This window comes from Pseudoalteromonas sp. JC3 (genome assembly GCF_030291895.1).
Classification (GTDB): Bacteria; Pseudomonadota; Gammaproteobacteria; order Enterobacterales; family Alteromonadaceae; genus Pseudoalteromonas.
This window is the reverse complement of the sequence record NZ_CP127856.1, coordinates 114,710-128,297: the sequence shown is the minus strand read 5'-3', so window position 1 is coordinate 128,297 and position 13,588 is coordinate 114,710. Positions and strand designations below refer to the sequence as shown.

6 protein-coding genes, 1 tRNA gene and 3 rRNA genes are annotated in these 13,588 nt (G+C 44.5%); 5 read left to right on the top strand and 5 right to left on the bottom strand.

All coding sequences use genetic code 11. The annotated features are described in order from the left end of the window. The first annotated feature begins 66 nt into the window (after positions 1-66). Positions 67-1,533 carry a tetratricopeptide repeat-containing sulfotransferase family protein gene (locus QSH61_RS19385; protein ID WP_206471878.1) on the top strand — a complete coding sequence of 489 codons (1,467 nt, stop codon included), beginning with the start codon at positions 67-69 and terminating at the stop codon, positions 1,531-1,533. On the opposite strand, the gene QSH61_RS19380 is transcribed toward QSH61_RS19385, so the two are convergent. Further along, the gene (locus QSH61_RS19380) at positions 1,475-2,395 is read right to left on the bottom strand and encodes an alpha/beta fold hydrolase (RefSeq protein ID WP_174169382.1); all 921 of its coding nucleotides are present in this window, start codon (positions 2,393-2,395) and stop codon (positions 1,475-1,477) included. The genes QSH61_RS19385 and QSH61_RS19380 overlap by 59 nt on opposite strands. A gap of 176 nt (positions 2,396-2,571) precedes the next feature. On the opposite strand from QSH61_RS19380, the gene rlmF reads away from it, so the two are divergent. After that, positions 2,572-3,429 carry a 23S rRNA (adenine(1618)-N(6))-methyltransferase RlmF gene (rlmF, locus tag QSH61_RS19375; protein ID WP_206471877.1) on the top strand — a complete coding sequence of 286 codons (858 nt, stop codon included), beginning with the start codon at positions 2,572-2,574 and terminating at the stop codon, positions 3,427-3,429. Positions 3,430-3,993: 564 nt separating this feature from the next. On the opposite strand, the gene rrf is transcribed toward rlmF, so the two are convergent. The 3 genes from rrf to QSH61_RS19360 all read right to left on the bottom strand — a co-directional run bounded on the left by rrf (position 3,994) and on the right by QSH61_RS19360 (position 8,907). Then, positions 3,994-4,107 (bottom strand): 5S ribosomal RNA (rrf, locus tag QSH61_RS19370). A gap of 117 nt (positions 4,108-4,224) precedes the next feature. Then, positions 4,225-7,109, bottom strand: a 23S ribosomal RNA gene (locus tag QSH61_RS19365). Positions 7,110-7,374: 265 nt separating this feature from the next. Continuing rightward, positions 7,375-8,907: ribosomal RNA gene (locus QSH61_RS19360) — 16S ribosomal RNA — on the bottom strand. The 16S, 23S and 5S rRNA genes sit together here, the layout of an rRNA operon. Positions 8,908-9,506: 599 nt before the next feature. On the opposite strand from QSH61_RS19360, the gene QSH61_RS19355 reads away from it, so the two are divergent. From QSH61_RS19355 to QSH61_RS19345, 3 genes are all read left to right on the top strand, one after another. Beyond that, positions 9,507-10,925 (top strand): alanine/glycine:cation symporter family protein, encoded by a 1,419-nt coding sequence (locus tag QSH61_RS19355; RefSeq protein ID WP_010607547.1) that lies wholly within the window; start codon positions 9,507-9,509, stop codon positions 10,923-10,925. A gap of 163 nt (positions 10,926-11,088) precedes the next feature. Next, positions 11,089-11,165 (top strand) — tRNA-Pro (locus QSH61_RS19350). A 684-nt stretch (positions 11,166-11,849) separates the two neighbouring features. Then, a complete protein-coding gene (locus QSH61_RS19345; RefSeq protein ID WP_010607546.1) occupies positions 11,850-12,617 on the top strand; it encodes a DNA/RNA non-specific endonuclease in 768 nt (255 codons plus the stop codon). Between the two features lie 55 nt (positions 12,618-12,672). Here the strand turns inward: QSH61_RS19345 and QSH61_RS19340 are convergent, their stop codons facing one another. Then, entirely contained in the window at positions 12,673-13,383 is a 711-nt protein-coding gene (locus QSH61_RS19340; protein ID WP_174170738.1) for a MauE/DoxX family redox-associated membrane protein, read from the bottom strand. Between the last annotated feature and the right edge of the window lie 205 nt (positions 13,384-13,588).

The following is a 13,588-nucleotide window of genomic DNA, read 5'->3' as shown; positions in this document are numbered from 1 at the left end:
AGCATTAGCTATTTCGCCTTTTTATTTTTATCCTATATAACAAAGCAGTTAATTTTGAATACAAACATGTTGTTATTAAAGCGAGCCAACGAATTATTAGCCGAAAACAAGCTTAGAGAAGCTGAGTTTATGTACAAGTCTGTACTAAAACAGTCACCTAACAACGGTCCAGCTCTATTTGGTCTAGGCCGCATTTGCATGCGTTTAGAGCAGTATGATAACGCAATCTACTATTTAAAAAGAGCCTGCGAACATTTACCAAAAATGCTTGAGCCGCTCTTCGCATTGGCCGATGCATTTTTAGCCGTAGGTTCACCGGTTGACGCAAAAACCGTACTTGAATACACCTTAAGCGTGGCAAAACATAATGCCCAAGCCCATTACCAACTCGGTCAATTTTATCTGGACTATGGCTTTATTGAACAAGCCAAAAATGTCTTTAAAGCGGGGTTAGATTGTCCTCATAGTACAGTGACTGCCTTTATGCTGTACGAACTGGTACAAATGTCCTCAGCCAAAGAATTACCTACATATTTAGCGATTTTAGAAAAATTGGAAAATGAGTTTGAAGCACCGAGACTAAAAACCGTGGTCCACTATGCTCTTGCTAAGTGTCATGAACAATTAGGTAACTTTAATGCAGCCCAAGATAACTATGCTTTAGCGAATGATACACAGCTGCTGATGAGCGAGTTTCGTACTGTAGACATGCTGCCATTTTTTGAATCAATCAAAAAGTATTGTGGCAAAGCGTTTTTTGATAAACCTAGTGATAAGGTTAAGACAACATTTACCCCTGTTTTTATTGTTGGTTTGCCAAGAACTGGCTCGACTCTCCTAGAACAAATGCTAGTGCAACATTCACATGTTGGTACACTAGGCGAGAATACCGTGATCAGCGATAAAATTGTCCCTTACCTCAGTAAACGCAACAATTCAGAGTTCCCAGGTTGTTTAGACCAACTAAGTAACTCTATGTTAGATCATTGCCGCATACTCTATGTCGACGAGATAAAGCGACATCGAGTGCCGGAAGAAGTGGTGATCAATAAACTTCCAGCTAATTTTCAAAATCTGGGCTTAATCCACAAGCTCTTCCCTGAGGCGCGAATTATTCATTTAACTCGCAACCTCAATGCAACAGCCTGGTCGGTCTACAGTAATCATTTCGCCGAAAGCGAGCCCTACTTTTGCTCTTTAAGTGAATTTGCCTTGTATGCGCAAGCGCAAAGCGACTTGATGTCACATTTTAACCAATTTATGAAAAGAGATATTTTTACGCTCAGTTACGAACAACTTATTGCAGAGCCTGAAAAGTCCCTCAAACAATGCTTGAGCTTTTTATATCAAAAATACGAACCTGAATGCTTGGAGTTTCACAAATCTAAAAAGCCGGTGCATACCCTAAGTAAGGCGCAGGTCAGAAAGCCAATCAGTACGCAGCCACTGGAAAAGTGGCAGCGCTATGAAGCATTTATTGAGAAGATGATTGCTCAACCACAAAGCGATCAAACCACGCCAGCAAATCTTTAAACTGATCATCACGTGCATGTTTATGGGTTAACATGTCTATGTGCCCATAATTGTGCCGATGGCCGTGCTTTTTTCCATAAATTCTGAGTTCTTGTATCCCCTTTCCAGATTCACGAATAAACGCTTGAATATCGACAGGTTGTGCCAGTGCTTTATCTTTAACGCCAGCAATGTGCAAGATTGGAGGCAACGTCATGTCTTGTAATACCGCGGCATAATTAAAACCGTCATCGGAGTCAACCCATGGGTGCTTCTGTGCCCAGTCAGCGCTTTGTGCATGTGACTTTAAAGACTCATCATCACTTCCCCAACCAAGTCTCTTCGCAGGTAAGTACCCATGCTTTTTCGAATAATAGTGCGCAACGTTAAACCATATCAGGTTTGCTTTAAGTAATTTGCTCGGGTGATTGTTATGTAAACTACGCTTAGAGCCAAAATAAACACATGCTTTAACATGCGGAATTTCTTCAGGAAAGCGTGCAAAAACACTATTCATCAATACTCCTCCCCAAGAATGCGCAATCCAATATTGTGCTCTAGATCCGGTATATCGTTCGATAAAATTCAGCATTTCAGGGATTTCGTGCAAGATTGATTCAGTTTGACCATAATCCGCTTCAGCGTCGATTTTAGGTATGCTCTCTCCTCGCCCACGAAGATCACCAACAAAACAGCGATAGCCGTGTTCAGCTAAAAAAGGCGCTAGCCCTTTATTACTTTCAGTATAAAAAATTTTGCCATTTTCAACTGCACCATGCATAAAAAACACAGCGGGGCCGCTACTATCCGGTTTTGCTATATATCTGAGGTGGAGTTTATGTCCATCTGCTATATCTACTAATAGTGATTTTTGCTCTATCATTTCTTTGTTTTTATTCTTTTAACACTAACCTCATCGTACCAGTTGACTGATTGATAAGTAAACTCTTAAACGAAGCAAATAAAAGGGTTGATATGCCTCTAAGATAAAGCCAGTATTCAAGACTTAAGCGTTCGATTAAAAGTGTTATAATCCTTTTTATTTATTCGAAGAATCCTGTGCACCCAAGAAACAAGCATAATTCAGGCTATGATCTAGACAAGCTTATAGCGATTGAACCCGCTTTAAAGAATTTTACTTACAACCGAGCTGATGGCATAAAAAGCATCGACTTCACTAATCCAGATGCCGTAAAACTGTTAAATAAAGCATTGCTTAAATCAGACTACGATATACAAGTTTGGGATATCCCCGCACAATTTTTATGCCCGCCGGTTCCAGGCAGAGCAGACTATATCCATGCGTTGAAAGATCTGTTAGATGAAAGTAACTTGCCAGATAAGGTGCAAGGCGTAGATATTGGCACTGGTGCCAATTTGATCTATCCCATCTTGGGATCAAGAGAATATAACTGGCGCTTTGTGGCCTCTGACATCAATCCTCTTGCTGTGAAGTGTGCCAAAACCATCGCAGAACTAAATAAGTTGCCGGTAAAAGTGATGCAACAAAAGCAGCCTAATCACTTTTTTAAAACAATAATAAAAGCAAACCAGTTTTATCATTTTTCAATGTGTAACCCGCCCTTCCATTCCAGTGAAGCAGATGCAAACAAGGGCACGCAAAGAAAGTGGAAAAACCTTAACCGAGCACCACAAGCCTCGCTAAATTTTGGCGGCCAAGCTCAAGAGTTATGGTGTGAAGGTGGAGAAAAGCGTTTTATACTGGATATGATCTCTGAGAGTGTCACTTTCAAAGAGCAAGTTTATTGGTTTACTTCCCTTATCTCTAATAAAGACAACGTCAAACCACTTAAACAGCAACTTAAACAGTTCGCTGCAGAGCAAGTAAAAGTGATCGAGATGGAGCAAGGTAATAAGACAAGCCGTTTTATCGCCTGGAGTTTTTTCACACGCTAGCAATGTATATGGTGGGCTCGAGCTCACCTCGCGTGACTCTCTATACCCCACCGTTGCATTACTGCAACGGGTTTTGAGGTACATTTTTTGCTGGAACTTCATTGCAAGCCATCGGTGGGTGAACCGCCTCTTAGCATGTTGCACTGTGCTGATATTGTGGTGGGAGCGAGTTTACCTCGCGAGATTTTCTATACCCCAAACAGCAAAAAACCCGTCGCATCTCTGCAACGGGTTTTGATGTACATGGATGTTCGAATGTCGATGAAGTTCATGGATGAACGCTTTTCATCAACCTCTTATTTGGCCCTGGCTCGCTACGAAGTAGGATGTTCTCATTTTTTAAATAGAGAGTCACATGGGTAATCCACACTATCATTGACCGGGGCCGACCCTTCGGCTGTTTTGTTTCACTTCTGAGTTTGGGTGACGAGAAACCGAAGCACCGCTTCGCAGTTCGAGGAAGTGAGCGCAAGGACGCGCGAAGGGGAGATGCTACATGGAAGTACTTTACCCCAAATAGCAAAAAAACCCGTCGCATTGCTGCAACGGGTTTCTCTTATTTGGCCCTGGCGATGTTCTACTTTCACATGGGTAATCCACACTATCATCGACGCTGTTTTGTTTCACTTCTGAGTTCGGCATGGGGTCAGGTGGGTCCAAAACGCTATAGTCACCAGGAAATTCTGTTCATCAATGAAGTCTCCTTCATCAATGTAAATCTGGAAAAAGCTATTAAATTCTTTTGTCTACTTTAGTCTATTAACTTCTGTCGCTTATAAACCACTTTGGCGTTGTATGGTTAAGCCTCACGGGTAATTAGTACGAGTTAGCTTAATGCCTCACAGCACTTCCACATCTCGCCTATCAACGTTGTAGTCTTCAACGGCCCTTCAGTTGACTCTAAGTCAAAGTGAGAACTCATCTCGAGGCCTGCTTCCCGCTTAGATGCTTTCAGCGGTTATCAGTTCCGAACGTAGCTACCGGGCAATGCAATTGGCATCACAACCCGAACACCAGCGGTTCGTCCACTCCGGTCCTCTCGTACTAGGAGCAGCCCCTCTCAATTCTCAAACGCCCACGGCAGATAGGGACCGAACTGTCTCACGACGTTCTAAACCCAGCTCGCGTACCACTTTAAATGGCGAACAGCCATACCCTTGGGACCGACTTCAGCCCCAGGATGTGATGAGCCGACATCGAGGTGCCAAACACCGCCGTCGATATGAACTCTTGGGCGGTATCAGCCTGTTATCCCCGGAGTACCTTTTATCCGTTGAGCGATGGCCCTTCCATTCAGAACCACCGGATCACTATGACCTACTTTCGTACCTGCTCGACGTGTCTGTCTCGCAGTTAAGCTTGCTTCTACCATTACACTAACCGTACGATGTCCGACCGTACTTAGCAAACCTTCGTGCTCCTCCGTTACTCTTTGGGAGGAGACCGCCCCAGTCAAACTACCCACCAGGCACTGTCCTCAACCCCGATTCAGGGGCCTAAGTTAGAACATCAACACTACAAGGGTGGTATTTCAAGGTCGGCTCCACAGAAACTAGCGTTCCTGCTTCAAAGCCTCCCACCTATCCTACACATGTAGGGTCAATGTTCAGTGCCAAGCTGTAGTAAAGGTTCACGGGGTCTTTCCGTCTAGCCGCGGGTACACAGCATCTTCACTGCGATTTCAATTTCACTGAGTCTCGGGTGGAGACAGCGTGGCCATGGTTACACCATTCGTGCAGGTCGGAACTTACCCGACAAGGAATTTCGCTACCTTAGGACCGTTATAGTTACGGCCGCCGTTTACCGGGGCTTCGATCAAGAGCTTCGCCTAAGCTAACCCCATCAATTAACCTTCCGGCACCGGGCAGGTGTCACACCGTATACGTCATCTTACGATTTTGCACAGTGCTGTGTTTTTAATAAACAGTCCCAGCCACCTGGTCACTGCGGCTCTCGTTTGCTTACAGAGCAAGTCCTTCACAAACAAGAGCGTACCTTCTCCCGAAGTTACGGTACAATTTTGCCTAGTTCCTTCACCCGAGTTCTCTCAAGCGCCTTAGTATTCTCTACCTGACCACCTGTGTCGGTTTAGGGTACGATTCAGTATGAACTGAAGCTTAGAGGCTTTTCCTGGAAGTAGGGCATCAACAACTTCACCACCTTAGTGGCTCGTCTCGACTCTCAGCCTTAGCAACCCGGATTTTCCTAAGTCACCAGCCTACAGCCTTTCACATGGACAACCAACGCCATGCTTGCCTAGCCTGCTCCGTCCCCCCATCGCATTCATACCGAGTACGGGAATATTAACCCGTTTCCCATCGACTACGCTCTTCAGCCTCGCCTTAGGGGTCGACTCACCCTACCCTGATTAACATGGGATAGGAACCCTTGGTCTTCCGGCGGAGGAGTTTTTCACTCCTCTTGTCGTTACTCATGTCAGCATTCGCACTTCTGATATGTCCAGCATGCCTCCCGGCACACCTTCAGCCACTTACAGAACGCTCCCCTACCCCGCATACTTACGTACGCAGCCGTAGCTTCGGTGGTATGTTTAGCCCCGTTACATCTTCCGCGCAGGCCGACTCGACTAGTGAGCTATTACGCTTTCTTTAAAGGGTGGCTGCTTCTAAGCCAACCTCCTAGCTGTTTTAGCCTTCCCACATCGTTTCCCACTTAACATACACTTTGGGACCTTAGCTGACGGTCTGGGTTGTTTCCCTCTCCACGACGGACGTTAGCACCCGCCGTGTGTCTCCCGGATATTACTTTACGGTATTCGGAGTTTGCAAAGGGTTGGTAAGTCGGGATGACCCCCTAGCCTTAACAGTGCTCTACCCCCGTAAGTATTCGTCCGAGGCTCTACCTAAATAGATTTCGGGGAGAACCAGCTATCTCCCGGTTTGATTAGCCTTTCACTCCTAGCCACAGGTCATCCCCTAACTTTTCAACGTTAGTGGGTTCGGTCCTCCAGTTGATGTTACTCAACCTTCAACCTGCCCATGGCTAGATCACCGGGTTTCGGGTCTATACCCTGCAACTTAAGCGCCCAGTTAAGACTCGCTTTCGCTACGGCTCCCCTAAATGGTTAACCTCGCTACAGAATATAAGTCGCTGACCCATTATACAAAAGGTACGCAGTCACCCAACAAGTAGGCTCCTACTGCTTGTACGTACACGGTTTCAGGTTCTATTTCACTCCCCTCACAGGGGTTCTTTTCGCCTTTCCCTCACGGTACTGGTTCACTATCGGTCAGTTGGGAGTATTTAGCCTTGGAGGATGGTCCCCCCATGTTCAGTCAAAGTTTCACGTGCTCCGACCTACTCGATTTCACTTTAGATAAGTTTTTGTGTACGGGACTATCACCCTGTTTCGTCATGCTTTCCAGCATCTTCCACTAACTACACTAAAGCTTAAGGGCTACTCCGATTTCGCTCGCCGCTACTTTCGGAATCTCGGTTGATTTCTTTTCCTACGGGTACTTAGATGTTTCAGTTCTCCGCGTTCGCCTCGTTAACCTATGTATTCAGTTAACGATACCTGCAAGCAGGTGGGTTTCCCCATTCGGAAATCCTAGTCTCAAGCGCCTCTTACTGGCTTGACTAGGCTTATCGCAAGTTAGTACGTCCTTCATCGCCTCCAACTGCCAAGGCATCCACCGTGTACGCTTAGTCACTTAACCATACAACCCAAAATAGTTTTAAGTTGTACTGCTAAAGACAGTTTAACTTCGCCAGAAGTTAATATTGAATACTAAAGTAGACGCTAATTAATCATCAAATGATTAATCGGCATTTTCTTTCGAAAACTCGATAAATAACTTTCGTTATCTATCAGAATTTAATTTTTCAGCTTTTCCAAATTTTTAAAGAGCAATATCACTTAGCCATCAGGCCAAGCAACAATCATCTGTGTGGACACTTCGAACAAATAAGTTCTAAATCGTATAAGGAGGTGATCCAGCCCCAGGTTCCCCTAGGGCTACCTTGTTACGACTTCACCCCAGTCATGAATCACTCCGTGGTGAACGTCCCCCCTAAGGTTAGACTATCCACTTCTGGAGCAACCCACTCCCATGGTGTGACGGGCGGTGTGTACAAGGCCCGGGAACGTATTCACCGCAACATTCTGATTTGCGATTACTAGCGATTCCGACTTCATGGAGTCGAGTTGCAGACTCCAATCCGGACTACGACAGGCTTTAAGGGATTCGCTCACTATCGCTAGCTCGCTGCTCTCTGTACCTGCCATTGTAGCACGTGTGTAGCCCTACACGTAAGGGCCATGATGACTTGACGTCGTCCCCACCTTCCTCCGGTTTATCACCGGCAGTCTCCTTAGAGTTCCCGACCGAATCGCTGGCAACTAAGGATAGGGGTTGCGCTCGTTGCGGGACTTAACCCAACATCTCACAACACGAGCTGACGACAGCCATGCAGCACCTGTATCAGAGTTCCCGAAGGCACCAAACCATCTCTGGTAAGTTCTCTGTATGTCAAGTGTAGGTAAGGTTCTTCGCGTTGCATCGAATTAAACCACATGCTCCACCGCTTGTGCGGGCCCCCGTCAATTCATTTGAGTTTTAACCTTGCGGCCGTACTCCCCAGGCGGTCTACTTAATGCGTTAGCTTTGGAAAAGTTGTCCGAAGACCCCAGCTCCTAGTAGACATCGTTTACGGCGTGGACTACCAGGGTATCTAATCCTGTTTGCTCCCCACGCTTTCGTACATGAGCGTCAGTGTTGACCCAGGTGGCTGCCTTCGCCATCGGTATTCCTTCAGATCTCTACGCATTTCACCGCTACACCTGAAATTCTACCACCCTCTATCACACTCTAGTTTGCCAGTTCGAAATGCAGTTCCCAGGTTAAGCCCGGGGCTTTCACATCTCGCTTAACAAACCGCCTGCGTACGCTTTACGCCCAGTAATTCCGATTAACGCTCGCACCCTCCGTATTACCGCGGCTGCTGGCACGGAGTTAGCCGGTGCTTCTTCTGTCAGTAACGTCACAGCTAGCAGGTATTAACTACTAACCTTTCCTCCTGACTGAAAGTGCTTTACAACCCGAAGGCCTTCTTCACACACGCGGCATGGCTGCATCAGGCTTGCGCCCATTGTGCAATATTCCCCACTGCTGCCTCCCGTAGGAGTCTGGACCGTGTCTCAGTTCCAGTGTGGCTGATCATCCTCTCAAACCAGCTAGGGATCGTCGCCTTGGTGAGCCTTTACCTCACCAACTAGCTAATCCCACTTGGGCCAATCTAAAGGCGAGAGCCGAAGCCCTCTTTGGTCCGTAGACATCATGCGGTATTAGCCATCGTTTCCAATGGTTGTCCCCCACCTCAAGGCATGTTCCCAAGCATTACTCACCCGTCCGCCGCTCGTCATCTTCTAGCAAGCTAGAAATGTTACCGCTCGACTTGCATGTGTTAGGCCTGCCGCCAGCGTTCAATCTGAGCCATGATCAAACTCTTCAATTAAAAGTTTTTTTGAAGCCTAAGCTTCGTGCTCATTGAATTCTGATTGTTTGTTTCTACTTTTCAAAAAAGTAAAATCAAAACGAATTGACTATATAGTCACTCAGTTACAATTGAGACTCTAAATTTGTTTGCGTCATCTAGCGAACTAGAATCTGCTGTTAGAACTCAATCTGTACGAGTGCCCACACAGATGATTGCTTCATATTTTTAAAGAACGTTTCGAAACATTTCGTTGTTTCGAGGGATGTGCATTCTAAGCACTCCCAATTTTTTGTCAACACTTAATCACTTCGATTATCGATTTAAGTTTCTTTTCGAATCCTCAAAACCTAAGTTTTACTTGACTCCCAACTCGTTAGCCTGTTGCTTTTCAGCGTAGCGCCCCGTGTCAGTGGGGTCGCATTATAGGGCGATCCGATTTTAGTGCAACCCTTTTTTTCGGTTTTTTCTATTTATTTTTCAAATGCTTTTTAGCCCACCGAATCCTAACAACTTATCCACATTTTCTGTGGATAACCCATAGGAATTTCGGCTTTTGCTTTTCTTTGTGGTAGATTACCGCCCCATTATTTACTCGTTCTTAGAAAAAGGCTAAATACATGGCTGATATCTTAAACTCGATAAGTGGTCTTTTATGGGGCCATCTACTTATCTACCTCTTAATAGCTGCAGGTGTATTCTTCACAATTAGGCTTGGCTTTATTCAATTCACTCAATTCCCATATATGGTGAAGGTAATGATGCAAAGCCGCGAAGGTGCTGAAGATGGTATCTCCTCTTTTCAAGCATTCTGTACTTCACTCGCCGCACGGGTTGGTACCGGTAATATGGCAGGTGTTGGTGTCGCGCTCTATTTGGGCGGTCCTGGTGCTATATTATGGATGTGGCTCATTGCCTTGATTGGTATGGCGACCAGTTTTGCTGAAAGTTGCTTAGCGCAGCTATATAAGACAAAAGATGATGACGGAAACTTCCGTGGTGGCCCAGCTTATTATATGGAGCTAGGTTTAAAACGTAAGTGGATGGGGGTGTTATTCTCACTTTGCCTTATCCTTGCATTTGGTTTCGTCTTTAATGCGGTGCAAGCCAACTCTATTGCTGCAGCATTTAACGTTGCCTTTGATGTACCTAAATATGTGATGGGTATTGCGTTAGTAGCAGCTTCAGGGATTATCATCTTCGGTGGTTTAAAAACTATTGCACGCTTTGCCGAACTCGTCGTGCCTTTTATGGCCGTTGCTTATCTTATACTTGCACTTTACGTCTGTGCTGTGAACTTTGCGCAGCTTCCAGACATATTTATGTTAATAGTAAAAAGTGCAATGGGTATTGAACAAGCGGGTGCTGGTGCTATTGGCTACGCCGTAATGCAAGCGATGCTTCAAGGGATCAAGCGTGGCTTATTTTCAAATGAAGCGGGTATGGGTAGCGCTGCAAACGCTGCAGCAAGTGCAACACCAAATCCAAACCATCCAGCATCACAGGGTTATGTACAAATGCTAGGTGTATTTGTAGATACCATAGTGATCTGTACCGCGACCGCTTCGCTTATTCTTTTATCCGGTCAACTTGAGCCAAACTCAGGTTTAACTGGCATTGAATTAACACAATCTGCATTGGTTCATCATGTAGGAGAATGGGGCGCAATTTTCGTTGCAGTGGCTATTCTATTTTTTGCTTTTACTTCCATTGTTGCCAACTATAGTTATGCAGAAACCAACCTACTGTTTTTAGATCACCATTCAAAGAAAGGCATGATGGTATTTAGAGCTTGTGTATTAGGCATGGTAATGTTTGGTGCGGTAAGCGAACTTGGACTGGTTTGGACACTCGCTGATATTTCAATGGGCTTAATGGCTGTAGTAAACGTGGTTGCACTCTTTATGCTTCGCAAAGTCGTGCTATGGCTTGCCAACGATTATAAAAAGCAGCTTAAAGCTGGCGTAACCCCAGAGTTTGATCCTAGTACCAACCCTGAAGTAGAAAAAACACTACCAAAAGGCATTTGGACTAAATAGACCAATACAGCGCACTAGAGCTTATTTTTAGTGCGCTTTCTTCTTATAAAACTCAGGATTAATGACGAAGAACACAAAAATACGCCCTTGAGTTCATTTAATGTCCAAACAAACCAACCACTTATTGCCTTTCAAAAAAAAATCCGTATAGTAAAGCACAAGTCGGCATATAGCGCAGCTTGGTAGCGCACTGTCATGGGGTGTCAGGGGTCGCAGGTTCAAATCCTGCTATGCCGACCAGTTTTTCTACACTCTATTCAATAAGTTAACTTCATTCATTTCCGTTCGTAAAATACGCTGTATTAGTATCTTAGTAATATAACTTTTCCAATTTTCGTTCGCTATTCCTGTTCAGACTTATGAACTTTGTTTTCTTTGACGTACTAGAAACTCACCTCAATGAGCATCGCTAGCGACTCCTTTCAATGTCAACGCCTTAAAACAATGTAAGAAAAATTCCTCGTCAGAGGCAAAGCCCTCAAAAACGAATGACTCTGATGACTAATTCAGCTTGAATAGATTGATTTGCCGAAATAAGAACACCAAAACATATCGCTGATGTCGGCTATTAAATGCTTTCTCCCGACACAACCTCTCACTTTAAACTTCAAACAGTGTAGTTTCTACTTCCAGTACTCTACGTGACAAGACCAAAAGGCATGCATTACTCAGGCTTGGATTATTTGTGCCTATTCCATTATGTCGGCTCTGCTCCTAGCCTCTATTTTCCAGTTAATTAGTAAAATGAAAATGAGGGATTCTTAACATAATTTATAGCTATAACGCCTTATAAATCGGTTCTTTCACAGTAGTTTTCAACTAACAGCAGTAATCACAAAACACAATATATTTACATTAAGGTAATAATACTGACAAATAACCAACCTAGTATTGCGTGACTTTCAATTAAGCACGGAGATTAAAATGAAATTCGCAATACTCATGCTTGCAGTCAGTGCGACTGCAAATGCAAACACCAACATATGTAGCAACTACGGTTGCCCAACTGGCACACCATCAAGTAATGATATCGTTGAGCGACCTATATATGTGCTTAGCAATAATCGCGCAACAAAGTTTGCGGACTGGGTAGCATACAAAGTCACACCAAGCACAATTGACGGACCAAGCCGTTCTAGAACTTGGAAATCAGACCCTAAAATTGCAAGTAGATACACGCTAGAGCCAAGTGACTACAGCGATGCGTGGGCAACTATCCATACAGATAGAGGTCATCAAGTGCCTTTGGCGTCGTTTTCCAATACATCCAATTGGAGCGATACTAACTATCTCTCGAACATTACCCCACAATCATCAAACCTTAATCAGGGTCCATGGGTTAAATTAGAGAATGCAGTGAGAAGTTTAGTGCGAACGGGCGAAAATGCCTATGTGTTCACGGGTCCCTTGTATGAATATTACTTTGCTACCTTGCCTGGTGCTGATGAATCTCACACTATTCCGTCAGGCTATTTTAAGGTCGTCGTCACAATAGCTGGCTCAAATGTGAAGGCTTCTGCTTTTATCATGGAGCAAACTTCTGGAAGATACCTTGATTACTGCAAAACAGAAGTAACCATTGACGAAGTAGAACAAAGAGCAGGCCTGAATATCCTACCTAGCCTGCCAAGCTATAAAGCCACCGACATTGAGGGTCGAGTCGGCGGTCTTAGCGCACCACTAGGTTGCTAGTTGTGACGGCTACCAGTTGGTAGCCCTTTAGTGCCTAGCAGGTCTTATTCGAACTTTAGGTTAGCTTAAAATAGCTGAGCAACATAAGCCACCCTGCACCAAACATAACCACATTTTCGGTTAATGATATAAAACCTAAAGGCACATCAGTGTCACCACCAACACATGCACATTTGAGCACTCTTTTATCAATATATACGGCCTTAAACACTGAGATTGCGCCTATAAACCCTATGAATATTGCCACTGGTGCATAATAAATGGCTGGCAAAGTTGTTAGCATGCAAACGCCGGCATATAACTCTAAGTAGGGGTAAGCATACGCGTATTTTAGGTGACGCATCGCTAACAAATCGTAAGTGATAAAGGAGTTTGTAAAGCTATGAACATCGCGTATCTTTTGTACCGCGAGTAACAGCATGGAAAACCCAATAAAGGGCATTACCCATTCCACAAGATTATTGACAGGAAATTGTATCGCGAATGTGACCAGCAGAGCGACTAAAAATATCGAAAGTACTGGCCAGTATACGCTTTTCTTTTCCTTATGTGACGGCTTACCTAGATATCGACGCAGCGCCTCATAGCCACCAATACGTTCATCGTTAATAAATATTTGTGGTGTAGTGTCAACGTTATGAGTGGCTTTAAATTCATCCGTCTGTTCCCTTGACTTGAGCACTCTGTCGTCTACATAAAAACCCTCTCGTGAAAGCAAATCCTTAGCTCTGAGACCAAAAGGGCAAATGTGCGATGAGGTATGCATTCGGTAAAGTGTCGCATTTTTCACTGGTGGCTCCCCCTATTTTATTACAAACATAAGTAGAAATTACCGACCGAGTAAATCAGCTAAGAAAAATCTGCCGACATTAGCGCAATTTCAGCTTAATGATTGTAACTAAAGCGAATTCCATACCACCTTTAATTACACTCAATAACATGAAAGCTGGTTGAATTTATTGATGCATCAC